This is a genomic window from Superficieibacter sp. (assembly GCF_032071645.1).
Taxonomy (GTDB): Bacteria; Pseudomonadota; Gammaproteobacteria; order Enterobacterales; family Enterobacteriaceae; genus Superficieibacter.
Window position 1 is genome coordinate 463476 of sequence record NZ_DAMAPU010000003.1, and the last position, 25581, is coordinate 489056.

Annotated in this window: 22 protein-coding genes; 16 read left to right on the forward strand and 6 right to left on the reverse strand. The window is 58.6% G+C overall.

Features of this window, described 5'->3' with window-relative positions; translation table 11 throughout:
- The first annotated feature begins 217 nt into the window (after nt 1–217).
- Complete coding sequence (chaB, locus tag RT197_RS08980; protein ID WP_312949413.1) at nt 218–448, forward strand: putative cation transport regulator ChaB; 231 nt, start codon at nt 218–220, stop codon at nt 446–448.
- A 150-nt stretch (nt 449–598) separates the two neighbouring features.
- Nucleotides 599–1285 (forward strand): gamma-glutamylcyclotransferase, encoded by a 687-nt coding sequence (locus RT197_RS08985; RefSeq protein ID WP_312949415.1) that lies wholly within the window; start codon nt 599–601, stop codon nt 1283–1285.
- Nucleotides 1286–1318: 33 nt separating this feature from the next.
- Here the strand turns inward: RT197_RS08985 and RT197_RS08990 are convergent, their stop codons facing one another.
- The 4 genes from RT197_RS08990 to RT197_RS09005 form a co-directional block, all read right to left on the reverse strand.
- Nucleotides 1319–1564: a DUF1883 domain-containing protein gene (locus RT197_RS08990; protein WP_312949418.1), complete on the reverse strand. Its 246-nt coding sequence runs from the start codon at nt 1562–1564 to the stop codon at nt 1319–1321.
- 211 nt (nt 1565–1775) lie between these two features.
- Nucleotides 1776–3560: a methyl-accepting chemotaxis protein gene (locus tag RT197_RS08995; RefSeq protein WP_312949421.1), complete on the reverse strand. Its 1785-nt coding sequence runs from the start codon at nt 3558–3560 to the stop codon at nt 1776–1778.
- 107 nt (nt 3561–3667) lie between these two features.
- Nucleotides 3668–4021 carry a DsrE/DsrF/TusD sulfur relay family protein gene (locus RT197_RS09000; RefSeq protein ID WP_312949424.1) on the reverse strand — a complete coding sequence of 118 codons (354 nt, stop codon included), beginning with the start codon at nt 4019–4021 and terminating at the stop codon, nt 3668–3670.
- Nucleotides 4022–4089: 68 nt separating this feature from the next.
- Nucleotides 4090–4641 carry a YbhB/YbcL family Raf kinase inhibitor-like protein gene (locus RT197_RS09005; protein ID WP_312949427.1) on the reverse strand — a complete coding sequence of 184 codons (552 nt, stop codon included), beginning with the start codon at nt 4639–4641 and terminating at the stop codon, nt 4090–4092.
- A 153-nt stretch (nt 4642–4794) separates the two neighbouring features.
- Here RT197_RS09005 and RT197_RS09010 point away from each other — a divergent pair, with 153 nt between their 5' ends.
- Nucleotides 4795–6180, forward strand: a complete 1386-nt coding sequence (locus RT197_RS09010) for a YchO/YchP family invasin (RefSeq protein ID WP_312949429.1) — start codon at nt 4795–4797, stop codon at nt 6178–6180.
- Nucleotides 6181–6202: 22 nt separating this feature from the next.
- Here RT197_RS09010 and narL read toward each other — a convergent pair whose 3' ends face one another.
- The gene (narL, locus tag RT197_RS09015) at nt 6203–6853 is read right to left on the reverse strand and encodes a two-component system response regulator NarL (protein WP_312949431.1); all 651 of its coding nucleotides are present in this window, start codon (nt 6851–6853) and stop codon (nt 6203–6205) included.
- A complete protein-coding gene (gene narX / locus RT197_RS09020) occupies nt 6816–8642 on the reverse strand; it encodes a nitrate/nitrite two-component system sensor histidine kinase NarX (protein ID WP_312949433.1) in 1827 nt (608 codons plus the stop codon). Before narX ends, narL begins: the two co-directional genes overlap by 38 nt.
- A 308-nt stretch (nt 8643–8950) precedes the next feature.
- Between narX and RT197_RS09025 the strand changes: the two genes are divergently transcribed.
- The 13 genes from RT197_RS09025 (at nt 8951) to RT197_RS09085 (ending at nt 25474) form a co-directional block, all read left to right on the forward strand.
- Nucleotides 8951–10348, forward strand: a complete 1398-nt coding sequence (locus tag RT197_RS09025; RefSeq protein ID WP_312949434.1) for a NarK family nitrate/nitrite MFS transporter — start codon at nt 8951–8953, stop codon at nt 10346–10348.
- A 381-nt stretch (nt 10349–10729) separates the two neighbouring features.
- Nucleotides 10730–14473, forward strand: a complete 3744-nt coding sequence (locus RT197_RS09030) for a nitrate reductase subunit alpha (protein WP_312949436.1) — start codon at nt 10730–10732, stop codon at nt 14471–14473.
- Nucleotides 14470–16005, forward strand: a complete 1536-nt coding sequence (narH, locus tag RT197_RS09035; RefSeq protein WP_312949438.1) for a nitrate reductase subunit beta — start codon at nt 14470–14472, stop codon at nt 16003–16005. The genes RT197_RS09030 and narH overlap by 4 nt, the downstream gene beginning before the upstream one ends.
- On the forward strand, nt 16002–16715 hold the full coding sequence (gene narJ, locus RT197_RS09040) for a nitrate reductase molybdenum cofactor assembly chaperone (RefSeq protein WP_312949440.1): 714 nt from the start codon (nt 16002–16004) through the stop codon (nt 16713–16715). The genes narH and narJ overlap by 4 nt, the downstream gene beginning before the upstream one ends.
- Nucleotides 16715–17392 (forward strand): respiratory nitrate reductase subunit gamma, encoded by a 678-nt coding sequence (gene narI / locus RT197_RS09045; protein ID WP_312949443.1) that lies wholly within the window; start codon nt 16715–16717, stop codon nt 17390–17392. Before narJ ends, narI begins: the two co-directional genes overlap by 1 nt.
- A 108-nt stretch (nt 17393–17500) precedes the next feature.
- A complete protein-coding gene (locus RT197_RS09050) occupies nt 17501–18508 on the forward strand; it encodes a 3-oxoacyl-[acyl-carrier-protein] synthase III C-terminal domain-containing protein (RefSeq protein WP_312949446.1) in 1008 nt (335 codons plus the stop codon).
- Nucleotides 18505–19518 carry an NAD(P)-dependent oxidoreductase gene (locus RT197_RS09055; RefSeq protein WP_312949448.1) on the forward strand — a complete coding sequence of 338 codons (1014 nt, stop codon included), beginning with the start codon at nt 18505–18507 and terminating at the stop codon, nt 19516–19518. The genes RT197_RS09050 and RT197_RS09055 overlap by 4 nt, the downstream gene beginning before the upstream one ends.
- Complete coding sequence (locus tag RT197_RS09060; RefSeq protein WP_312949451.1) at nt 19496–20302, forward strand: MBL fold metallo-hydrolase; 807 nt, start codon at nt 19496–19498, stop codon at nt 20300–20302. The genes RT197_RS09055 and RT197_RS09060 overlap by 23 nt, the downstream gene beginning before the upstream one ends.
- Nucleotides 20299–21585: a F390 synthetase-related protein gene (locus tag RT197_RS09065; protein WP_312949454.1), complete on the forward strand. Its 1287-nt coding sequence runs from the start codon at nt 20299–20301 to the stop codon at nt 21583–21585. Before RT197_RS09060 ends, RT197_RS09065 begins: the two co-directional genes overlap by 4 nt.
- An 82-nt stretch (nt 21586–21667) precedes the next feature.
- Nucleotides 21668–22630 (forward strand): NAD(P)-dependent oxidoreductase, encoded by a 963-nt coding sequence (locus RT197_RS09070; protein ID WP_312949456.1) that lies wholly within the window; start codon nt 21668–21670, stop codon nt 22628–22630.
- Nucleotides 22627–23754: a glycosyltransferase gene (locus tag RT197_RS09075; RefSeq protein WP_312949457.1), complete on the forward strand. Its 1128-nt coding sequence runs from the start codon at nt 22627–22629 to the stop codon at nt 23752–23754. Before RT197_RS09070 ends, RT197_RS09075 begins: the two co-directional genes overlap by 4 nt.
- A complete protein-coding gene (locus RT197_RS09080) occupies nt 23751–24287 on the forward strand; it encodes a hypothetical protein (protein ID WP_312949458.1) in 537 nt (178 codons plus the stop codon). The genes RT197_RS09075 and RT197_RS09080 overlap by 4 nt, the downstream gene beginning before the upstream one ends.
- A complete protein-coding gene (locus RT197_RS09085) occupies nt 24287–25474 on the forward strand; it encodes a glycosyl transferase (RefSeq protein ID WP_312949460.1) in 1188 nt (395 codons plus the stop codon). Before RT197_RS09080 ends, RT197_RS09085 begins: the two co-directional genes overlap by 1 nt.
- Nucleotides 25475–25581: the final 107 nt, after the last annotated feature.

Consider the following 25581-nt stretch of genomic DNA (forward strand, 5'->3'; position numbering starts at 1 on the left):
CCATAAAGTAGCAGAAAACCGGCTTTTTTGAGTGAATTTTTACTTTTATTTACTGCTGGAGTGAAAAAGCGTTTGAAGAGGTTTATTTTGCTATTTATGGCTAATTTATTAATTATTACAGTCAATTACGTCTTCTGGTTTTGCACTTTATCCGCTGGCTGGCACGGTGGCTGTTCTTGCTCCACACTTACTCTTTACCCATCATGAGGAGGATATTATGCCGTACAAGAACAAAAGCGATCTGCCGGACAACGTCACCAACGTGCTGCCCGCTCACGCGCAGGATATCTACAAAGAAGCGTTCAACAGCGCCTGGGATCAGTATAAAGATAAAGAAGATCGGCGTGGCGATGCCAGCCGGGAAGAAACCGCGCACCGCGTGGCCTGGGCGGCGGTGAAAAATGATTATGAAAAAGGCGACGACGATAAGTGGCACAAAAAGAAATAACCCCGCTGCGTGCTATTCCGCCGCTGTTTACCGTCGCCCGGTTGCATCCGGCCTGCGTTTTGCATATCGTTGAACGCAGGCTGGGTAATAAAGCACCAGCAGGGAATCGGTAAACGTGGCGGGAGGCCGGAGTGGTGGAGGTAGAGTAACGTGTTAACCCGTGATTTCTTGCTGAATGCGGACTGCAAAACAGCATTTGGTACGATTGAGGAATCGCTGTTGTGGAGTGCCGAACAGCGGGCGAGATCGCTGGCCGCAACGCTGGCCTGCCGACCCGATGACGGACCGGTGTGGATTTTCGGCTACGGCTCGCTAATGTGGAACCCGGCGCTGGAATTTACCGAGTCCTGCACCGCAACGCTCCCCGGCTGGCATCGCGCGTTTTGTTTACGCCTGACTGCCGGGCGCGGAACCTCCTGCCAGCCGGGGCGAATGCTTGCCCTGAAAGAGGGCGGGCGCACCACCGGCGTGGCCTACCGGTTGCCGGATGCGCTGCTGGAAGACGAGTTAACCCTGCTGTGGAAGCGCGAAATGATCACCGGCTGCTATCTGCCCACCTGGTGCCGTCTCGATCTCGACGATGGCCGCACGGTCAACGCGCTGGTGTTTATCATGGACCCGCGCCATCCGCTGTATGAAGCGGATACCCGTACCCAGACCATCGCCCCATTGATTGCCGCTGCCAGCGGTCCGCTCGGCACCAATGCGCAGTATCTTTTTTCGCTGGAAGAGGAACTGGTAAAGCTGGGGATGCACGATGACTGTCTGAACGAGCTGGTGGGAAAGGTGCGCACGCTGCTGGGCGGCACCGGCACCCGGCTGTCCGGGCTGGCGTAAAAGAAAGCCCGGTGAAGATCACCGGGCCGAACGTTATGCTGCAACGTAGCTGATAGAGTGTTCCAGCGACTGGCTGTGGCTGTCGATCAGCACGTTCCATGTCCCGCTGTAGGGCACGGTCAGATACGCATTTTCGCGGTTTTGCACGCTAAGAATATCTGACTGCGGATCCTGGGTACGTTCTTTTGCACTCATTAAATGAATATGGCAGCGTTCAGAACAGCGAACGACGACCGTATCTCCACCAAACAACTTCAGGCTTGCTTTTACCAGCGCCATTTTTCTACCCCGTCTAAAGTTTCAACACTTCCCTGCCGGAAAATCCTGTCTGTGATGTTGTTCACAAATACTTATTGCATAACACCAAATGGGGAGACGCTGAATGCTGATTTTGATCAAAAAATTGTATAAAGGTTAAACAAAAATGACATTATTCCTGAAAGCATTCAGCCGACGCGCAAATTAAGGGCAAAAGCGCGTCGGCAGAAAATTATATGCGGAAATGTCCGGCAGTTTCAGCAAGGTCGCCCGCCTGACCCTGAAGCGCGCCTGCGGCAGCGGCGGATTCCACCACCAGTTCCGCATTCTGCTGCACCATCCGATCCAAATCATTCACCGCGTGATTAATTTCGCGAATGCCACGCATCTGCTCGCCGCTGGCGGTGCTGATTTCCTGCATGATGCCGGAGACGCTGCCGATGCTGGTGAGGATCTCCTGCATACTTTCGCCTGCCAGCCGCACGTAGCGCGAGCCGGTTGCCACGCTGTCAGTGGTGGAGTCGATCAGCGATTTGATCTCCTTCGCCGCCTGGGCGCTGCGGCTGGCAAGATTGCGTACTTCGCCTGCCACAACCGCAAAGCCGCGACCCTGTTCCCCGGCGCGCGCCGCTTCCACCGAGGCGTTGAGGGCGAGGATATTCGTCTGGAACGCGATGCCGTCTATGACGCTGGTGATGTCGGCGATTTTGGTCGACGCGGATTCGATGGTCTGCATCGAGCTAATCGCGTGTGACACCACCTCACCGCCGCGCGATGCGGCCTGGCTGGCTTTTTGCGCCTGCTCGTTGGCATCCACCGCTGATTCGGTGGACTGGGCGACCGACGCGGTGATCTGCTCCACGGCGCTGGCGGTTTCCCGCAGGCTGGAAGAAGCCTGCTCGGTGCGCGATGAGAGATCCTGATTACCTGCGGCAATTTCCCGCGCCGCCGTCTGCACCGAGGCGCTGGCATCGCGCAGTTGCACCATCACCAGCGCCAGCTTGTCGCTGAAGGCATTAAAGGCGTGGGCGATTTGCGCAATTTCATCATTGCCGCTTTCCGGCAGGCGTTGGGAGAGATCGTTAGTCCCGTTGCCGATCGCCAGCATCGCATCGCGGATGGTGATCAGCCGCTTCAGCAGCGTGGCTACCACAAAATGCACCACCGCGCCGCCGAGAAGCACCAGAATAACCAGCGACAGGGCGGAGGCTTTCAGCAACGCCGACATCCCGCTGGTGGCTTCATTGCGATCCAGCGCCACCACCAGCAGCCAGTGGGTGCCTTTGATCGGCGTTGCCGACAGCGTTTTGCTCTCGCCGTTGAGGGTGCCGTCAACCGTATCGCCCGCCGCCAGCGCGGAGAAATCCGCGCCGCTTATCGCATCGGCGAAAGGTTTCAGGGTCAGCGCCGGATTGCTGGCGGCAATAATGCTGCCGTCGCTGTCAAGAAGCAGACCGCTGCTGGCAGGCGTCGGCCTGATCTCCCGGACGTTGGCGACGACGTTATCCATCGAAACGTCTCCGGCGACCACCGCTTTCAGCTCGCCGTTCTCGCTGACCGGTACCGCAAACGTCACCACCAGTTTCCCGGTACCGGCATCAACGTAGGGCGCGGTGACAATCGGCGTATTTTCTTTCGCCGCCTGCTGATACCACGGGCGAATGGTCGGATCGTAATCCGCCGGAATGCCGTTGGCATCGGAGAATTTCGCCGTATGGCTGGCGTAGCCGACGTAAACGTTGATAAAACCGCCCGCGCGGGCGATTTGTCCCAGCGCCGGAAGCGGATCGTCATTCAGCGCCACAGGTTGCAGGGAAGCGATCATCGCCAGTTTGCTGCTGGCCCAGTCGGCGATAGCCATGCCGTGGCTGGCTTTCGCGCTGGTCAGCATTTCCTGCTGCGCCCGCTGATTATCGTGGCGGGTGACCTGGTAGTTAATCACGGTGTTGAGAAGCAGCGCCAGCGCTAAACAGGCGGCCGTTGCTGCAATGATACGAGTGCGTACTGACCTGAACATAATGAGTGTACCTGCTGTGTTGTTTGAGAATATATCGGCAACACGGCAGGTAAACTTGATGTGGCAGGTTAAGCCATAAGAAAAAAATATGTAGCGCGGCTAAAAACTCAAAAGGTTAATACTTTGTCGGCCGCCAGCGTCCACTGTGCCAGCTCCACCAGGGTGCCAATCTCCACGCCGTCAATCAGCGGCAGGGCGGAAATGCCGCGCCCGTCAGTACAGGTTTTGCACAGCTTCACCGGCACGTTCTGTGCGGTGAGGATTTCCAGCATTTGCTGGATGTTATAGCCTTCCGCGGGTTTTTGCCCGCGCAGGCCCGCCGTCACTGCATCGGACATCAAAAACAGGCGGAGATCCAAATCTGCTGGCTGCTCGCGCAGGGCAATCGCCAGGCGCAGGCTGTTAAAAAGCGATTCGCTGCCGTAGGCAGCACCGTTGGCGATAATCACAATACGTTGCATCGTTACTCCTCAATAAGGATACGGGAAAGCACTATGCTACCGCGCGAGCGGTCTGCCGGAAACTCAAACTATTGACCAAACCGGCCTACCAGTCCGGCGGCGGCCAGCGTTTTGCCCTTCAGCTTTTCAAACAGCTGTTCACGCGTCAGCCCGGCGGGGAGGTCAGGGGGCTGAGAGGTGGCAATCAGGGTAAAAGTATAATGATGCGCGCCGCTGCCCGGCGGCGGGCAGGGTCCGTGCCAGCGGTCGTTACCGGGGGTATTTTTACCCCCGGTGAAGCCTTTGCCATCGCGCAGTGCGTTCGGTGAAAAACCGGTTGCCGAGGCGGGGATGTTATAGGCCACCAGATGGGTCACGCCCAGCCCTTTCGCGCCTTCGGGATCGTGAACCACCAGCGCCAGGCTTTGCGTCTCCTGCGGCTGATTGCTCCAGACCAGCGGCGGAGAATGATTCTCCCCGGTACAGTTCGGGTTACCGCTGGCATTACCGGCAAATTTTTTGTCCATCATGCCGTTGTCGGCAAAAGCGGGCGATTGCAGGATAAAAAGATCGTTCGCCGCGACCTGACCGCCATAAATCAGCAGCGTCGCGCACAGGGCTCGTTTAATGAAAGCGGACATGGTGATGTTCTCCAGAGGATGACGCATTAACTGTAGTTAAACCGCAGCGGCGCGGTTAGGGATTTTCCTGAAAATGCGTCAGGAGATGAAACAGAGAGTGAAAAACGCTAAGGTAAACCTGTGCCATCGTCCCTTTTTACACCTGCGAGGTTAATGTTCAATTATTCCCGCTCCCCATTTCCCGCGATGTTACTCTGGTTGTTTACCGGAGGTGCTGCCCTTGCGCAGGGCAATTTTGTCCAGCAGGCGGCTAATCCCTTTGATAATAATCAGGACGGACTGCCGGATTTAGGGATGGCTGCCGAAACCCGCGAAGGGGAAAAAAGCCTTGCTGAAATGGCGAAAGCCTTCGGCGAGGCCAGCATGACCGATAACGGGCTGGATACCGGGGAGCAGGCGCGATCCTTTGCGCTGGGACAGGCCCGCGACGCCATCAGTTTCCAGGTCAATGACCAGTTGCAAAACTGGCTGGCTCCCGGCACCAATGCCAGCGTGGAGTTGAAAGTCGATGATGACGGTAATTTTACCGGCAGCCACGGCAGTTGGTTTTTCCCGATTCAGGATCGGGAACACCGTCTTAGCTGGAGTCAGGTGGGCGTGACCCGTCAGCAGGAGGGGCTGGTCAGCAATGCGGGCGTCGGGCAGCGCTGGACGGCCGGAACGTGGCTTCTGGGCTACAACACCTTCTACGATAATCTGCTGGATGAACACCTTTCCCGCGCCGGACTGGGTGCCGAAGCGTGGGGCGAAAACCTCCGTTTATCGGCGAACTTTTATGAGCCGCTGCAAAGCTGGCACGACAGCGCTGAAACTCTCCAGCAGCGGATGGCGCGCGGGTATGATCTCACCGCCCAGGCGCGGCTGCCTTTTTATCAGCATCTGAATACCAGCGTCAGCCTGGAGCAGTATTTTGGTGAAAGCGTCGATCTGTTCAGCAACGGCACCGGGGAGCATAACCCGCTGGCGGTCAAGCTGGGGCTGGACTACACCCCGGTTCCGCTGGTGACGGTGAGCGCGCAGCACAAGCAGGGCGAGAGCGGTACCAGCCAGAATGACATCGGACTGAAGCTCAACTATCAGTTTGGCGTGCCGCTGAAAAAACAGCTGGCGGCCAGTGAAGTGGCGACCAGCCGTTCGCTGCGCGGCAGTCGCTATGATGAAGTCCAGCGCACCAACCTGCCGGTGCTCCAGTCGCGTCAGCGTAAAACGCTGGCGGTGTTCCTCGCCACGCCGCCCTGGGATCTTAAGGCTGGCGAGACGGTGGCGCTGAAAATTCAGATCCGCAGCCGTTATGGGATCAAAACCCTCGACTGGCAGGGAGACACTCAGGCGCTGAGCCTGACGCCGCCCGCTTCGCAGAATTCCGCCGACGGCTGGACGATCATTATGCCCGCCTGGGACGCGACGCCGGGGGCGGAGAACCGCTGGCATCTGGCGGTGACGGTAGAGGATAACCGGGGGCAGCGCGTCTCATCCAATGAAATCGCGCTGGTGTTGACCGAGCCGCTGGTGGCCTTCAAAAGTGAAGGTATGCGCTAAACATCTGTCCCATCAGGCTATTTTAAAAAATACGTTCCTGATGCACCCACACCGCCGCTTCCACCCGGGATTTGAGCTTCATTTTCTTCAGCATGTGCTTCACGTGAACCTTCACCGTGCTTTCGGTGATATCCAGACGGCGGGCGATCATTTTGTTCGGCAGCCCCTGGGCGATCAGCTTCAGGATGTCGCGCTCACGCGGGGTAAGCTGGCTGACATCGCGGTCGGAGGTGGCCCGGTTAGCGCGCAGGCTGGCCGCCAGCACCGGGGTTAACGCTTCGCTTAACACCATTTCGCCTGCCGCCGCCTGCTGGAGCGCTTTCAGCAAATCTTCCGGCTCCATATCCTTCAGCAGATAGCCGTCCGCGCCGCGCTTCAGCGCCGTGACCACATCTTCTTCATGATTCGACACGCTGAATACCACGATGCGCCCGGACAGCGTTTTCTCGCGCAGTTTGTCCAGCGTTTCAAGACCGTTCATGCCGGGCATATTAAGGTCGAGCAGGATGAGATCCGGGTCCAGCGACTCCGCCATTTCAATGCCCTGCGCGCCGTTGCTGGCTTCGCCAACGACCTGAATATCCTGCGCCATGCTGATCAATTGTTTCACGCCGGTGCGTAGCATCGGATGATCGTCAATGAGCAGGATTGTGGCCCGTTCCTGATGACTCATCGGTATCTCCTTGTTGTAATGAAAAGGATTTTTCGGGGATAAAAGTGACAATCACTTCAGTACCGCCCGCCTCGCGGCGGCGAACCTGACAGTCTCCGCGCAGGCTTTGCGCCCGGTCGCGCATGATAATCAGGCCATAATGATTGATCCGTTCGGCGCTATCCGGCACGCCGCAGCCGTTATCGGTAACGACCAGTCTGACCTGACTGTCTTTCTGCGTGACGGACACCTGGATCGCGCTGGCCCCGGCATGTTTCAGGCAGTTGCTGAGCGCTTCACGGGCGATTTGCAGCAGGTGAATGGCCTGATGCGACGGCACGAAGCGCGGCGGGAGCTGGTAATCCAGCTGAACGGTAAAACCGAATCGGGCGCTGTATTCCTGGCAGCTGGCTTCCAGCGCCGGGCGCAAACCCGGCTCGGCAAGCTGAAGCCGGAAGGTGGTCAGCAACTCGCGCAGTTGTGCCCACGAGGTATTCAGCTCATGGCGGATCTGCCCCAGCAAATCGCGGCTGTTTTCCGGCAGGCTCTCGCCCTGCATTTGCAGGCAGCTGACCTGCATTTTCATACAGGAAAGCGACTGGGCAATCGAATCGTGCAGTTCGCGGGCGATGGTCGCGCGTTCTTCCATCACGATAAGCTGCTGCTGGCGCTCCTGATGGCGGTCCAGCGCCAGCGTCGCGGTAATTTGTTCGACCAGCGTATCCACCAGCTGTTGCTGGTCGTGGCTCAGGTGGCAGCCCGACGGCAGCGTGGCCAGCAAAATACCGTACTGGGTGTGTGCATCCGTCAGACGCCACTTAAGCGTGGTGCCGCTGCCGGGCGTGATGGCAAGATCGCGCGGGCAAAGGCGGCAACCGATGTCATCACACGTGATCCCGGCATGGCAGGTAAATTCCTGATGATTCTCTTCGTCTTCCATATCATAGACCCGCACTTCAATATCGCGCAGCAGCGTCAGCCCCTGGAGGCCATTGAGTACCGGGGAGAGACGTTCGCACAGCGAAGCCTGCGAGTGCAGGCGGCGGTTGGCCTGCCATAAAAAGGAGAGAATTTGATTTTTTTGCTCCAGCCCGGCGGTTTTCTCCCGCACCCGCTGTTCCAGCACGGCGTAGCTTTCTGCCAGCTCCGCTGACATATTATTCAGCGAGTTGCCGAGGGTCGCCATTTCATCGCGTCCGCTGATCGCCACCCGCTGGGTAAAATCCCGCTGGCTGATGGCGCGCGCCATGTGCAGTAGCTGCCGCCACGGGCGCAGCAGGCGGGCGCGCAGCCAGACGATGGTAAATACCAGCAGCAGCGCCATAAACACCGCCATCGCCCGCTGAAGCCAGACCACGCGCTGGATGCGCATTTCGGTGGTGTGGTCGAACGACGTGACTAAATCATCAATGCGGGCGACGAAATCCACAATATCGCCTTTCACCGTTGCCGGATTTTGCGCACGCTGAATCGCCGGAGCCAGCTCGCTCTGCCAGTAACGTTGCAGGGCGCTAAGCTGTTCGACCTGACCGTCACGCTGCGCGGCCGCGTTTAACTCAGTGCTGAAGGCGGTCTGCTCCATTTCAGTCAGCAAAGGGCGATCAGAAGGCCGCAGGGGGATCGCCGACAGCAGGCGATAGCTTTGCATTCGCAGCGAGCCTGCTTTATTAATCGCGTGCGCGCTCCCCTGAACGCCCTGGATCAGCCAGCCGGAAATCGCCATGCTGGTAATACCAATGGCGGTGGAGAGCAGGACAATCAACGCCAGCTGGTTGACCAATGTCAGCGGCGTGAACAGGCGTTTAAACATTCGGCTAAGGCTCCTGACCGGTTTTATTCCCGGAATGCGGCTATTCTGGGACATCGCCTGGAGTATACCCATACCCCTAAAGGATTACCTCTTTATTGCCAGCGGTGACGCAGTCTGGAGAAGGGGAGGTATAAAAGCGAACAGTACCGTGAAAAACCACATCTTTTTTGCTGTTTTCCACTACCTATAAAGAAGGATGATGAATTTCTCGTAATTATAACGCTGACTTTTCCTTTGATTTATATCAACTTACCGCCGGGGATAAACCCTATGGTGAGTGGCGTTAATATTGATAATCAGAGGTGTCTATGAGTCACTCCACTGTCCCGTCCAGGGCAACCGGCTCTGTCATCACCGACTGGCGTCCTGAAGATCCGCAGTTCTGGCAGCAGCACGGTCATCGTGTGGCAAGCCGTAACCTGTGGATTTCGGTTCCCTGTCTGCTGCTGGCATTTTGTGTATGGATGTTATTTAGCGCAGTTGCCGTCAATCTCAATAAAGTCGGTTTTCATTTTGAAACCGAACAGTTGTTTATGCTCACCGCGTTACCTTCGGTGTCCGGTGCGCTGCTGCGCGTTCCGTACTCCTTTATGGTGCCTGTCTTTGGCGGACGCCGCTGGACGGCCTTCAGCACCGGCATTCTGATCGTTCCCTGCGTCTGGCTGGGCTTTGCGGTGCAGGATACGACGACGCCATTCACTACCTTTATTATCATTGCGCTGCTGTGCGGTTTTGCCGGGGCGAATTTCGCCTCCAGCATGGCGAATATCAGCTTCTTCTTCCCTAAACAAAAACAGGGTGGGGCGCTCGGCATCAACGGCGGCTTTGGCAACCTCGGTGTTAGCGTGATGCAACTGATTGCGCCGCTGGTGATTTCGCTGTCGATGTTTGCGGTTTTTGGCGGCACCGGCGTTGAACAGGCGGACGGCACGCGAATTTACCTGGAAAACGCGGCGTGGATTTGGGTGCCGTTCCTGGCGGTGTTTACCGTTGCGGCCTGGTTTGGCATGAACGAACTGGCGACCTCAAAAGCCTCGCTGAAGGCGCAGCTTCCGGTGCTGAAGCGCGCGCATTTGTGGATTTTGGGTTTCCTGTACCTCGCGACTTTTGGCTCGTTTATCGGCTTTTCAGCCGGGTTTGCGATGCTGTCGAAAACCCAGTTCCCGGACGTGAACATTCTGCACTTTGCTTTTTTCGGTCCGCTGGTGGGCGCGCTGGCCCGCTCCGTGGGCGGGGCGATGTCTGATCGTCTGGGCGGCATTCGCGTCACCCTGATTAACTTTGTCTTCATGGCGATTTTCAGCGGGCTGCTGTTCCTGACGCTGCCTTCGGCGGGCAGCGACGGTAACTTTATTGCCTTCTTCGGCGTGTTCCTGCTGCTGTTTCTCACCGCCGGGCTGGGCAGCGGCTCCAGCTTCCAGATGATCGCCTTTCTTTTCCGCAAGATGACCATGGAGCGGGTGAAAGCGGCGGGCGGTACAGAAGCGCAGGCGATGCGCGAAGCGGCCACCGACACTGCGGCGGCGCTGGGCTTTATCTCAGCGATTGGCGCGATTGGCGGCTTCTTCATTCCGAAAGCGTTCGGCACCTCGCTGGCGCTGACCGGCTCGCCCGCCGATGCAATGAAAGTCTTTCTGGTGTTCTATATTGCCTGCGTGGCGATCACGTGGGTGGTATACGGACGTAAAAAATATAATAACAAGTAACGTTTGATTATCCTGGCGCGGTGTCTCGCGCCTTTTTTTTAATACCTGGTTAGTTACAACATACTTTTTGCGGGCTTTATTTTTCCCTGACCCTGGCCCGCTAATTAACGGCCTGGCAGGAGGAGCTACCCCCTAATACCTCACGGGCAAAATAGCTTTGCCGGTATTGCGTTGTTTGTGGAAAAACATATTTAAAAACATGGCGTTAAAAAATAATTTTTTATGCCACTTTAGAGGTATCTGCCTGTTTTTACGCCGAGGTTAACCCTGCGCATCTTGATCGTTATCAATTCCCCTGATGTTTCAGGGCATTAATTTCACGCCATATGCAGCAATGTCGATTTATCAGAGAGCCGTCAGGCTCCATACAGGAGACACCAGATGAGTAAATTCCTGGATCGGTTCCGCTACTTCAAACAGAAGGGCGAAACCTTTGCCGATGGGCACGGCCAGCTTCTCGAAACGAATCGGGACTGGGAAGATGGCTACAGAAGCCGCTGGCAGCACGACAAAGTGGTGCGTTCTACCCACGGCGTGAACTGCACCGGCTCCTGTAGCTGGAAAATCTACGTTAAGAATGGGCTGGTCACCTGGGAAACCCAGCAGACCGACTATCCGCGTACCCGTCCTGATATGCCGAACCACGAACCGCGTGGCTGCCCGCGCGGAGCCAGCTACTCCTGGTATCTCTACAGCGCTAACCGCCTGAAATATCCGCTGATGCGTAAACGGCTGATGAAAATGTGGCGCGAAGCGAAACAACACCATACCGATCCGGTTGAGGCCTGGGCGTCCATTATTGAAGACGCCGATAAAGCGAAAAGCTTTAAGCAGGCGCGCGGGCGCGGCGGCTTCGTGCGTTCCTCCTGGCAGGAAGTGAACGAGCTGATCGCCGCATCCAACGTTTACACCGTCAAAACCTACGGCCCGGATCGCGTGGCGGGCTTCTCACCGATCCCGGCGATGTCGATGGTTTCGTATGCCTCCGGCGCGCGTTATCTGTCGCTGATTGGCGGCACCTGCCTGAGCTTCTATGACTGGTATTGTGACCTGCCGCCCGCGTCGCCGATGACCTGGGGCGAGCAGACTGACGTGCCGGAATCCGCCGACTGGTACAACTCCAGTTATATCATCGCCTGGGGATCTAACGTCCCGCAGACCCGTACCCCGGACGCCCACTTCTTTACCGAGGTGCGTTACAAAGGGACCAAAACCGTGGCCGTCACCCCGGACTACGCCGAAATCGCCAAGCTGTGTGATTTATGGCTGGCACCGAAACAGGGCACCGATGCGGCAATGGCGATGGCGATGGGCCACGTAATGCTGCGCGAATTCCACCTTGATAATCCCAGCCAGTATTTCACTGATTACGTGCGTCGTTATACCGACATGCCGATGCTGGTGATGCTCGACGCGCGCGACGGCTACTACGCCGCAGGCCGGATGCTGCGCGCCGCCGATCTGGTGGATGCGCTGGGCCAGGAAAATAATCCGCAGTGGAAAACCGTCGCCGTTAACGCCAACGGTGATCTGATTGCGCCGAACGGCTCGATCGGTTTCCGCTGGGGCGAGAAGGGCAAGTGGAATCTCGAACAGCGTGACGGCACCTCCGGCAGTGATGTCGAACTGAACCTGAGCCTGCTGGGCGGTCATGATGATATTGCCGAAGTTGGTTTCCCGTACTTTGGCGGCGACGGCACCGAGCACGTCAACAAAGTCGAACTGCAAAATATTCTCCTGCATAAACTGCCGGTAAAACGTCTGCAACTGGCTGACGGCACTTCCGCGCTGGTGACTACCGTTTACGATTTGACCCTCGCCAACTACGGCCTGGATCGTGGTCTGAATGATGAAAACTGCGCCAGCAGCTATGAAGAGGTGAAGGCGTATACCCCGGCGTGGGCCGAGAAAATTACCGGTGTGCCGCGCGCGCATATTATCCGCACCGCCCGCGAATTCGCTGATAACGCCGATAAAACGCACGGTCGCTCGATGATCATCGTCGGTGCCGGGATGAACCACTGGTATCACATGGATATGAACTACCGTGGCCTGATCAATATGCTGATTTTTTGTGGCTGTATCGGTCAGAGCGGCGGCGGCTGGGCGCACTACGTCGGCCAGGAAAAACTGCGTCCGCAGACCGGATGGCAGCCGCTGGCGTTTGCCCTCGACTGGCAGCGTCCGCCGCGGCATATGAACAGCACTTCGTACTTCTATAACCACTCCAGCCAGTGGCGCTATGAATCACTGACGGCAAAAGATCTGCTGTCGCCGCTGGCGGATGCATCGCGCTATACCGGGCATCTGATCGACTTTAACGTCCGCGCCGAGCGGATGGGCTGGCTACCGTCGGCACCGCAACTAGGCACCAACCCGCTGCGCATTGCCGCTGAAGCGGAAAAAGCGGGCATGAGCGCGGTAGATTACACCGTTAAGGCGCTGAAAGAGGGCACGATCCGTTTCGCCGCCGAACAGCCGGAAAACGGCAAGAACCACCCGCGTAACCTGTTTATCTGGCGCTCCAACCTGCTTGGCTCGTCCGGTAAAGGTCATGAGTACATGCTGAAGTATCTGCTCGGCACCGAAAACGGCATTCAGGGTAAAGATCTCGGCAAGCAGGGCGGCGTCAAGCCGGAAGAGGTGGAATGGCACGATAACGGTCTGGACGGCAAACTGGATCTGGTGGTAACGCTGGACTTCCGTCTGTCGAGCACCTGCCTCTATTCCGATATTGTGCTGCCGACCGCCACCTGGTATGAAAAAGACGATATGAATACCTCGGATATGCATCCGTTTATTCATCCGCTGTCTGCGGCGGTCGATCCAGCGTGGGAGTCAAAAAGCGACTGGGACATTTATAAAGGCATCGCGAAGAAATTCTCTGAAGTGTGCGTCGGGCACCTGGGTAAAGAAATCGACGTGGTGACGCTGCCGATCCTGCACGACTCCGCCGCTGAACTGGCGCAGCCGCTGGACGTGAAAGACTGGAAGAAAGGCGAATGCGATCTCATCCCCGGTAAAACCGCACCGCATATTATTCCGGTGGAGCGTGATTACCCGGCGACCTGGGAGCGCTTTACCTCTATCGGCCCGCTGATGGAAAAAATCGGCAACGGTGGCAAGGGCATCGCCTGGAATACCCAGAGCGAAATGGATCTGCTGCGCAAGCTCAACTACACCAAAGCGGAAGGCCCGGCGAAAGGCCAGCCGATGCTCAACACGGCGATTGACGCGGCGGAAATGATCCTCACGCTGGCCCCGGAAACCAACGGCCACGTGGCGGTGAAAGCCTGGGCCGCGCTGAGCGAATTTACCGGGCGCGACCATACGCATCTGGCGACCAATAAAGAGGAAGAGAAAATCCGCTTCCGCGATATTCAGGCCCAGCCGCGCAAAATTATCTCCAGCCCGACCTGGTCAGGTCTGGAAGATGAGCATGTCTCTTATAACGCCGGTTACACCAACGTTCACGAGCTGATCCCGTGGCGCACCCTGTCGGGTCGCCAGCAGCTGTATCAGGATCACCAGTGGATGCGTGATTTTGGTGAAAGCCTGCTGGTTTACCGTCCACCCATCGACACCCGTTCGGTGAAAGCGGTGATGGGCGAGAAGTCCAACGGCAACCCGGAAAAAGCGCTTAACTTCCTGACACCGCACCAGAAGTGGGGCATTCATTCCACCTACAGCGACAACCTGCTGATGCTGACCCTGTCGCGCGGCGGTCCGATTGTCTGGATGAGTGAAACCGACGCCAAAGAGCTGGGCATTGAAGATAACGACTGGATTGAAGTCTTCAACAGCAACGGTGCGCTGACCGCCCGTGCGGTGGTCAGCCAACGTGTGCCGTCCGGGATGACCATGATGTATCACGCGCAGGAACGCATCGTGAACCTGCCGGGATCGGAAATCACCGGACAGCGCGGCGGTATCCATAACTCCGTGACCCGCATCAGCCCGAAACCGACCCATATGATCGGCGGCTATGCGCAACTGTCCTGGGGCTTTAACTATTACGGCACCGTTGGCTCTAACCGCGATGAGTTCGTGGTGGTCCGCAAAATGAAAAACATTAACTGGCTGGATGGCGAAGGCAATGACCAGGTACAGGAGAGCGTAAAATGAAAATTCGTTCACAAGTCGGCATGGTGCTGAATCTTGATAAATGCATCGGCTGCCACACCTGTTCCGTCACCTGTAAAAACGTCTGGACCAGCCGTGAAGGGATGGAGTACGCGTGGTTTAACAACGTCGAAAGTAAACCCGGCACCGGCTACCCGAACCAGTGGGAAAATCAGGATAAGTGGAAGGGCGGCTGGATCCGCAAAATCAACGGCAAACTGCAACCGCGCATGGGCAACCGCGCGCTGCTGCTGGGGAAAATCTTCGCCAACCCGCATCTGCCGGGCATCGACGATTACTATGAGCCGTTTGACTATGACTATCAGCACCTGCACAACGCCCCGGAAGGCAAGCATCAGCCGATTGCCCGTCCGCGCTCGCTGATCACCGGTCAGCGGATGGATAAAATTACCGGTGGGCCAAACTGGGAAGAGATCCTCGGCGGCGAATTTGAAAAACGCGCCAAAGATCAGAATTTCCAGAATATGCAGAAGGCGATGTACGGCCAGTTTGAAAACACCTTCATGATGTATCTGCCGCGTCTGTGCGAGCACTGCCTGAACCCGGCGTGCGTGGCGACCTGCCCAAGCGGAGCCATCTACAAGCGTGAAGAAGACGGCATCGTGCTGATCGACCAGGACAAATGCCGTGGCTGGCGGATGTGCATCACCGGCTGCCCGTACAAGAAAATCTACTTCAACTGGAAGAGCGGCAAGTCTGAGAAGTGCATTTTCTGCTACCCGCGTATTGAAGCCGGTCAGCCGACCGTCTGCTCCGAAACCTGCGTGGGCCGTATTCGCTACCTCGGCGTGCTGTTATATGACGCGGATGCCATTGAGCAGGCGGCGAGCACGGAAAACGAGAAAGATCTCTACCAGCGTCAGCTGAGTATTTTCCTCAATCCGAACGATCCGGCAGTGATTGAACAGGCGCTGAAAGACGGCGTTCCGCAGAGCGTGATTGACGCCGCACAGCAATCGCCGGTCTACAAAATGGCCATGGACTGGAAGCTGGCGCTGCCGCTGCACCCGGAATACCGCACTCTGCCGATGGTGTGGTACGTGCCGCCGTTGTCACCGATTCAGTCCGCCGCCGATGCAGGGGAGCTCGGCAGCAACGGCATTCTGCCGGACGTGGACAGCCTGCGCATTCCGGTGGAATATCTGGCGAATATGCTGACCGCAGGCGACACCCAGCCGGTACTGCTGGCGCTGAAGCGGATGCTGGCAATGCGTCACTACAAACGCGCGGAAACCGTCGATGGCGAAGTGGATACCCGCGCGCTGGAAGACGTGGGGTTGAGCGAAGCGCAGGCGCAGGAGATGTACCGCTATCTTGCCATCGCCAACTATGAAGATCGCTTTGTGATCCCCAGCAGCCACCGCGAGCTGGCCCGCGACGCCTTCCCGGAGAAAAGCGGCTGCGGCTTTACTTTCGGCGACGGTTGCCACGGTTCAGACAGCAAATTCAATCTGTTTAACAGCCGCCGCATCGATGCGATTGATGTGACCACCAGAACGGAGCCGCACCCGTGATTGAACTCGTCATTATTTCGCGCCTGCTCGAATACCCGGATGCTGCCCTCTGGCAGCATCAGCAGGAACTGTTTGATGCCCTGGCCTGCGCTGAAAACATCAGCAAAGAACAGGCCCACACGCTGAGCATTTTCCTGCGCGATTTAACCGCGCAGGATCTGCTTGATATGCAGTCGGCATACAGCGAACTGTTCGATCGCGGACGCGCCACTTCGCTGCTGCTGTTTGAACACGTTCACGGCGAATCCCGCGATCGCGGTCAGGCGATGGTCGATTTGCTGGCGCAATACCAGCGGCAGGGGCTGCACCTCGACAGCCGCGAGCTACCGGACCATTTGCCGCTGTACCTGGAGTATCTGGCGCAGTTGCCGGTGGCGGAAGCGCTGGGCGGATTGCAGGATATCGCGCCGATTCTGGCGCTGCTGAGCGCTCGTCTGCAACAGCGTGAAAGCCGCTACGCGGTGCTGTTCGATCTGCTGCTTTCGCTGGCGAATACCGCGATTGATAACGCCAAAGTGGCGGAGAAAATCGCCGATGAAGCTCGCGACGATACCCCACAGGCGCTGGATGCGGTCTGGGAGGAAGAGCAAATTAAATTCTTTGCTGAACAGGGCTGCGGTGAGTCGGAAATCTCCAGTCATCAGCGTCGTTTTGCCGGAGCCGTGGCCCCGCAATATCTGAATATCTCCCCCACCGGAGGACAGCAATAATGCCATTTCTGAATATGTTCTTCTTCGACATCTATCCCTATATTGCGGGCACGGTATTCCTCGTCGGGAGCTGGCTGCGCTACGACTACGGGCAATATAGCTGGCGCGCAGGCTCCAGCCAGATGCTGGATCGCAAAGGGATGAATATGGCTTCTAACCTGTTCCACTTTGGTATTCTCGGCATTTTCGCCGGGCATCTGCTCGGTATGCTGACCCCGCACTGGATGTACGAGGGCTTTTTGCCGATTGACGTGAAACAGAAGATGGCGATGATTGCCGGTGGCGCGTGCGGGCTGATGACGCTGGTCGGCGGTCTGCTGCTGCTAAAACGCCGCCTGTTCAGCCCGCGCATTCGCGCTACCACCACCGGGGCGGATATTCTGATCCTCTCTCTGCTGATGGTGCAGTGCGCGCTGGGGCTGCTGACCATTCCCTTCTCCGCACAGCATATGGATGGTAGCGAGATGATGAAACTGGTTGGCTGGGCGCAGTCGGTGGTCACTTTCCACGGCGGCGCGTCGGCGCACCTCGACGGGGTGGCGTTTATTTTCCGCGTCCATCTGGTGCTCGGCATGACCCTGTTCGTGCTGTTCCCGTTTTCACGACTGGTGCATGTCTGGAGCGCGCCGGTGGAATATCTGACGCGTAAATACCAGATTGTCCGCGCCCGTCGCTAATTAAAATAGCAAACCGGTACAAAACCCAGGGGCTAAAATTCCTGGGTTTTTTTTGCCTTTTAATTCTATATCATGAATAAATTTCCTGGCTAAATAAGCGAACTCTGAATGGATGCTCCCGCACGTCCCGGTGTGACCAGCGCAGTAAAAATCATCGCTACCGGCATTGCGCTGCCGCCGGATCGCATCAGCTCCTCGTCTCTGGATATCAAACTCGGCAAGCCGCCCGGCTATGTGGAAAAACGCTCGGGCATCGCCTGGCGTTATCATGCGTCGGATGACGCCAGCCAGGCGGAACTGGCGGCGCAGGCGCTGCACAACGCGCTGCGCGCAGGCTCGCTGGCGCCGTCGTCGGTCGATCTGCTGATCTGCGCCTCAGCGATTGCGGTTCAGGCGCTCCCGTGCAGCGCCATTCATATACTGAAAGCCGCCGCCATGCCTGCGGGGGTGGCAGGTTTTGATATCAACAGTAGCTGCGTAAGTTTTATCTCCGCGCTGGAGGTTGCCGCCGGTCTGCTGAACAGCGGGGCGTACCGGCGCATCGCGATTGTCTCAGCGGATCTCGCCTCGCGCGGTATTGACTGGGCGCATGAGGAGTCCTCGCTGATTTTTGGCGACGGCGCGGCCTGTGCGATTGTTGAGCGCGGCGACGGCACCTGCGGCATTCTGGCGAGCCTGATTGAGATGTATCCCGACGGCAGTGACCTGTGTGAAATCCGCGCGGGCGGCACCCGGCGTAACCCCAGAGCGGGCATCAGCGATGCCGATTTTTTGTTCCATATGCAGGGCAAGCCGCTGTTTCGTTATGCCTCGTCGTTGATTGATGATTACTTTGCCCGTCTGCTGGCAAAAAGCGGACTGCGGCTGAACGAGATTGCGACGGTGGTGCCGCATCAGGCCAGCCATCTGTCGCTGGAGCATATGCGCAGGCGGCTGAACGTGCCGGAGTCGGTGCTGATAGACGTGTACCGGCATTACGGCAATCAGGTGGCGGCGTCGATCCCGACCGCGCTGCATGAGGCGATCATCGGCGGACGGCTGATACCCGGTCAGCCCGCGATGCTGATTGGCACCGCGGCGGGGCTGACCCTGGCGGGGCTGGTCTTCCTGCCATGAAAATTTTGCTTACCGGCGCGACCAGCGGACTGGGGCGCAATGCTGCGCAATTTCTTCTGGAAAGCGGGCATGAGGTCATCGCGCTCGGGCGTAATCTGACGGAAGGCGAATGCCTGAAACGGATGGGCGCGATGTTTGTCGCCCGCGATCTCACCCTTGCCACGGTCGATGAGTGTCAACGGCTGATGACGGGCTGCGCGGCGGTCTGGCACTGTGCGGCAAAATCTTCGCCGTGGGGAAGCCCGACGGCGTTTGACGCGGCGAACGTCGCCGTCACCCGGACGCTGGCGCAGGCGGCGGGCAGGGCGGGCATTCCGCGCTTTGTGCATATTTCTACTCCCGCGGTCTATTTTGATTTTCAACACCATTACGATCTGCCGGAAAGCTATCTGGCCCGCCGTTTCAGCAGCCACTATGCTCGCAGTAAATACGCAGCAGAGCAGGTGATTGCCGGGGCGGTGGCGCAGTTCAGCGCGACGACGTTTGTGATTTTACGTCCGCGCGGGCTGTTTGGTCCGCATGACAACGTGATTGTCCCGCGCCTGCTGTGCCAGCTTCAGCGTGACGGCGGTGTGCTGCGTTTGCCGCGCGGCGGCGAGGCGCTGCTGGATTTAACCTTCGTGCAGAATGTGGTTGATGCCATGATGCTGGCGACGGAGGCGGCGCTGCGCTCCGGCAGTCTCTATAACATCACCAACCACCAGCCGCAGCGGCTGAAAGAGATGCTGGACGCGCTGCTGCGCCAGCAACTGGGGTTGCGCTATACCCTGCGCGCGGTGCCGTGGCCGGTGTTGTCGCTGGCGGCACGCGGGATGGAACTTGTCGGCCATTGCTTTCAGCGGGAGTCGCCGGTGACGCGCTATAGTGCGGGCACGGTCTGCTTTGACATGACGCTCAGCGCGCAAAAAGCCATTGACGAACTGGGCTATCGACCGCGCTTCTCAATGGGTGAAGGCATTGAACTGACCGGAAAATGGATGAGGGAACATGGCAAAAATCACCGCTTTTGAGGTGGGTTACTGCACTCATATTGGCTGTATGGCGCTGAAGGGGGCGGGGCTGCGGGTGTGTAAATTTCCCTCGCGGGCCTGGCTGCTGGAAGTGGGCGATCGCCGCTGGCTGTGGGATACCGGCTACGCCTCGTGGTTTGAGCACTACACCCGCCGTGGCGTGTTTCAGATTTACCGCCAGGTGACGCCGGTCTGTTTTGATCCGAATGAATCGCTGGCCCGGCAACTCTACGCACGCGGAATGGTCGGCGGCGATATCGACGCGATTATCCTCTCGCATTTTCATGCCGATCACGTAGCCGGGCTGCGCGATTTTCCTCAGGTGGCCTGCATTTGCTCCGGCGAAGGCTGGGCGCAGGTACGCTCACTGCGCGGGGTTGCCGCCTTGCGCCAGGCGTTCGTGCCGGGGCTGTTCCCGGAGGATTTCGAATCCTCTTTGCGTTTTATCGAAAGTTTTGATGCGCTGACGTTGCCCGCCGCGCTGGCGCCGTTTACCCACGGCTATGTGCTGCCCGACAGCGACGGGCAGGTGATCCTGGTCCCGCTGCCGGGCCATGCCGCCGGGCATATCGGCGCATTTGTGCTGACCGATGATGGCTGGACGCTGCTGGCGGCCGACGCCGCGTGGTCGCCGACCAGCTACCGCGAGCTGCGCGGTCCGTCGCGACTGGCGCATCTGGTGATGTCCGATCCCCCGGCCTGGTATCGGACCCTCGAACAACTCAACCGGCTGTGGCAAAACGGCGTGGTGGATATCCGGCTGTGCCACGAGGGCGATTTATGATCCCGTTTACTCTGTTGTGGCGCTATTTTCGCATCCGCAGACTGCGCTTTACCCGGCGCGAGGATCTGGAGGTCTGGCAGGCCCGGCGGCTGAGACGTTTTCAGCGCAATGTGCTGCCGAAAAGCCCGTGGTTCCGCCGCTTTCAGGCGCTGGACGTTGACCAGTGGCCGACGATGGACAAGGCGCTGATGATGGCGCATTTCGATGAGATGAACACCGCCGGGCTAAAACGCGAGGCACTGCTGGCCTGCGCGTTACAAAGCGAGCAGAGCCGGGACTTCACTCCCAACGTCGGGCGATTCAGCGTCGGGCTTTCTTCCGGCACCTCCGGGCGGCGCGGACTGTTTGTGGTCAGCCCGCAGGAGCAGCAAATCTGGGCGGCGGCAGTGCTGGCAAAGGCATTGCCCGACGGCCTGCTGGCGGGAGAGCGGGTGGCGCTTTTCCTGCGGGCGGATAATAACCTCTACCACAGCGTTAATAACCGCTGGCTGAGCCTCACGTTTTACGATCTGCTGGCCCCTTTTCAGCCGCAACTGGCGCAGATTCAGGCACAGTCGCCGACGCTTATCGTCGCGCCCGCCCAGGTCCTGCGCGCGCTGGCGCTGGCGGTGCTTTCCGGCACGTTACGGCTCAGGGTTAAAAAGGTGATTTCGGTGGCGGAAGTGCTGGAAGAGCAGGACCGCCAACTGCTGCGCCAGGTATTTGGCGAAGTGGGGGAAATTTATCAGGCTACCGAAGGATTTCTGGCGGCGACCTGCGCCTGCGGCACCCTGCATCTCAATGAAGAATTTATTTACGTCGAGCCGCAATGGCTGGATGAAAAACGCTTTATCCCGCTGATCACCGACTTTACCCGCCGCACACAGCCGATTGTCCGCTACCGGCTTGACGACGTGCTGGTGGCGAGCGACATCCCGTGCCCCTGCGGTAGCGCCACGCGCGCCATTGCCCGTATTGAGGGGCGGCAGGACGATCAACTGCTGTTACCCGGCGTGGCTGCACAGGCGCAGACGGTGTTTGCCGACGCCTGTAGCCGCGTGCTGGCAATGACGCTGCCGCTTACCGCCGATTACCGGCTGGTACAGACCGGGGCAGAAACGCTTTGCCTCACCGCAGACTGCGAGCAGGCGGCGCTGGACGCCTGCCGCGAGGCGCTGAATGGGTTATTCGCCCGCCAGGGCATCGATACCGCGCGGCTGCGCTGGACGCTGCAAGCCCGGACGGTACTGACCTCGTTCGGCAATAAGCGGCGGCGCATTATTCGCCAGTGGGGACGCGAATGAAAGCGCGGACGATGCAGCTGGCGGCGCTGAACGATTCGCTGTCTCTCCAGTCGCGTGTTCTTCAGCGTAGGGAAAACCCGCAGTGAAGGTGCTGGTGACCGGCGCATCCGGTTTTATCGGCGGGGCTTTTTTACGTCGCTTCGCCTTACGCGAGGGCGTGACGCTGTACGGCGTGGGGCGACGAGCGCGGTGTGATTTTCCGCCGTCGGTCCGCTACCGCGCGCTGGCGCTTGACTGTCTGGATGCGCTGGATTTTCGCCCGGACGTGGTGATCCACGCGGCGGGACGCGCATCGCCGTGGGGCACCGCGCGGGAGTATTATCGCGATAACGTGGAAACTACCGTCCAGGTGCTTGAATTTTGTAGCCGGAATTCGTTTCCGCGGCTGATTTTCCTGTCCAGCGCGGCGGTGTATTACCGCTTTGCCGATCGTTTTGCCCTGCGCGAGAGTGAGGTTATCGGACCGGCGTTTACCAGTGAGTACGGGCGCAGCAAATATCTGGCGGAACAATACGTGGCGCAGTATGCCGGTGAGAAAACGATTTTGCGCCCCTGCGCGGTGTTTGGCGATGGCGACCAGTTGCTGTTGCCACCGCTGCTGGCGGCGGCCCGTAAAAATCAACTGGTCAATCTGCAAAGACCGGGCCGCGCGCAGTCTGAGATGATCCACATCGACATGCTGTGTGACTACCTGATGCAGGCGGCGGTCCATCCCCGGCTGAGGCCGTGCTATAACATTTCGGCCGCGCATCCGCTGGATACGCAGCGTCTGCTGGGCGAGGTATTACGCGAGCTGGATCTGCCGCGGCCACAGCGCACTATGTCGCTGACTACCGCGCTGCGCATAGCCGGGGCGCTGGAGTGGCTGTGGCGCATCCTGCCGCTTCCCGGCGAGCCGCCGATCACCCGCTTTGGCGTCGGCGTTTTCGGCTATAGCGCCACACTTGATGTCAGCCTCATGCTGGCCGATTTTGGCCCGCCCACGGTGCCGTTTTCCGCGAGCCTGAGCCATTTCCTGCAACGCCATAAGGTGCAACAACCATGATAACGATGGCCCTGATCTGGCTGGCGATCCTGCTGTTTAAGCTGTTTTATACGCTGAAGAGGCTGGGGGTTTCTCCGTGCGCGTCCGCGATTAAACCCGCCGACGTCACCATTATGCAGCCGATACTGAGCGGTGATCCGGCGCTGGAATCAGTGCTGGGATCTAACCTGCACCATTTGTCCGGCGTGTGTTTTTTGTGGCTGATCGATGATGACGATGACGAAGCTGCGCGCATTACCCGGCAACTGATGCTGCGCTATCCGCAGTGCGCAATCGCCATTCAGCGTTACATCGCCGCGCCGGAAGGGGTGAATCCGAAACTGTTCAAGCTGGAGCAGGCGAGGGCGCAGGTCACAACGCCCGTGCTGCTGGTGCTGGACGACGATGCCACCCTGAGCGCCAGTTCACTTTGCAGGATGTTAAGCGGGCTGAATGATAATGCGCTGGTGACGGCGCTGCCGTGGTATCGGGCGGCGGGCAATACGGCATCGCGCCTGCTGGCGCAGTTTGTGAATGATAATTCGGCGATGACCTACCTGCCGCTGCTGCCATTTACTCGCCCGCTGACGCTCAACGGGATGTGCTATGCGCTGAAGACACAGGTGCTGGCGCGGGTGGGGGGATTTGCGCCGATTATGCGGCATCTGACAGACGATCTGGCGCTGGCGACCCTGCTGGTGCGGGCACGGGTGGAGATTGTTCAGTCAACCGCCACGGTCAGGGTGCAGACCAGCGTGCCGGACTTCAGGCGCTACTGCCGTCAGATGCACCGCTGGTTTTTGTTTGCCACCCTGCTGATGCGGGAAAAAACGGCGGCGGTTAACGCGGCGATTTTTATGCTTCAGGGACTGCATCCGCTGTTGCTGTGGGCAATGCTGGTGTTGACGCTATATGGCGGCGTGGCGGAGGCGATTATCCTGGTTGCCGTGCTGATCGTTCGCTATGCCGCGCTGCGGCGGGTGCAGGCTCGGGTTTCTGATGAGATCCCGGCGCATCCGTTGCTTTCTGTGCTGTCAGAACTGCTTCAGCCACTGCATTTGCTGCACGCAATGATTAACCGCACTATTTACTGGCGTTCACGACGCTATCGCATTTTCAGCAACGATCGTTTTACTTCACTATGACGCTACAGGTGGCTTTTATTACCGGCCGCAGCCAGCCGGATAACTCGGCATTAAGCCCGGCGCAGCGGGCATTTATTGAAGCGCTGGATCTGCCAGGGGGGGCGGTCAATTTTCCATGGCCTGCGCAGACTCAGTGCTGGACGCAGACGCCGCTGATACGGGCGAGCCTGAATAATGCGCGCGACTATTTATACTCGCGCAGGCCCGCGTTTGCCCGGACTTATCAGGATGAGGCACTGGCGTTGCTGGCGTCGGCGGATCGGACGCTGCTGCTGGCCGGGAGCTGCGGGCTTGAGCTGTTTAATAATTTGCAGCTTCCGGCGATGCAGCTGTCGCGCGTCAACGTTTTCGCCTATGGTCCGGTGGCCCGCCGTCGCCCGGACTGCCGTCATCTGCTGGTGCAGGGGCAGCAGGACTGGATTTCCCGCCTGTGGTTTCCAAAGGCCGACGAGCGCATCCGCTGCGGACATATGAATTATCTCGCGCAGCCAGAGCTGGCAGCGCTGTGTCGCCGCTTTATCAGGACGTTTTAATGCAGCGTTTACGTGATCTTATCCCGCCGGGCGTATCCCGCATCGATCTGCTGGCTCCGCCGTTTTCAGGGCATTTGCATCCGGTGCTGGCACTGGGCAGGGCGTTATCCTCGCGTTATCAGGTACGGATCGTTAGTACCCGTGGCGCGGTGACGCGTATTCATGCCGCCGGGTTTACGGCGCTGGCATTGCCCGGCGACTATGACGGGCCGTTGGAGGCGGTGGCGAATCCGCAGTATGCAGTGAAATCTCACCCGGTTCGCCTCTGGCGACAGTTTCGCGGCGTGGTGGGATTGCTGAAACAGTTCGCCGACGAACTGGAAGTGCTCTGGCGACATGAGGGCAAGCCGGATCTGGCGATTGCTGACTTTACGCTGCCTGTGGTCGGCGAGGTCTGCCGCAGGCTGGCGATCCCGTGGTGGACCAGCCTGCCATCGCCCTGCGTGCTGGAAACGCCGGATGGCGCACCCGCTTATTGTGGCGGGCTGATGCCTGCGCAAAACCGCTGGCAGCGGGTGGGGCATTTCATCCAGCGCAAAAAGGTGAGGTTTTTTAAGCAGGCGGTATTCTGGCTTTTTCGTGATGCGATCCGCCAGGCGGGGATTGATCATCTATACCGGGCTGACGGGAGCGAGAGCGTCTATTCGCCGACGCGGATCCTGGCGCTCGGCGAAGCGGATTTTGAATTCCCCCGGCGCTGGCCTGCTGCGGTGAGGTTTATCGGTCCCGCTCTGTACACCCCGCCGCTCGACGCTCCGGCTCCGCCTTTTAAGGTCGGGAAACGGCATGTACTGGTCACGCTGGGGACGCATCTTGACTGGCATAAGGACCGGGTCGCGCAGGCGGTTTCAACGCTTGCCGCCACGATGCCGGAGTGGGAGTTTCATTTTACCGATGGCAATCTCACGGGCCAGAGCGTTCAGCAAAACGGAAATTTTAGCCGTATTGCTTGGGTCGATTACGACCGCTGGCTGGGACATTATGACGCGGTGATCCACCATGGCGGCGCGGGGATCCTCTGGCACTGCCTGACGCGTCATATTCCTGCGCTGGTTTATCCGGTTGATTACGATCAGTTTGACCATGCGGCCAGGCTCGAATATAGCGGAAAAGGGGGCTGGTTACGCGGCGGGATCGCTGCGCTGGAGCGGGCAGGGGAGAGGCTGCGTCAGACGGTGGAGAGATAGGGAAAGCGCCGGGCGAAGGTTTTTGTGATTTCCCTTCGGGGATCGACATGAGGCAGAAGATTTTTGTCACCGGGCGGAAACATGGAATTTGGTGGTGGGGGAAGGAT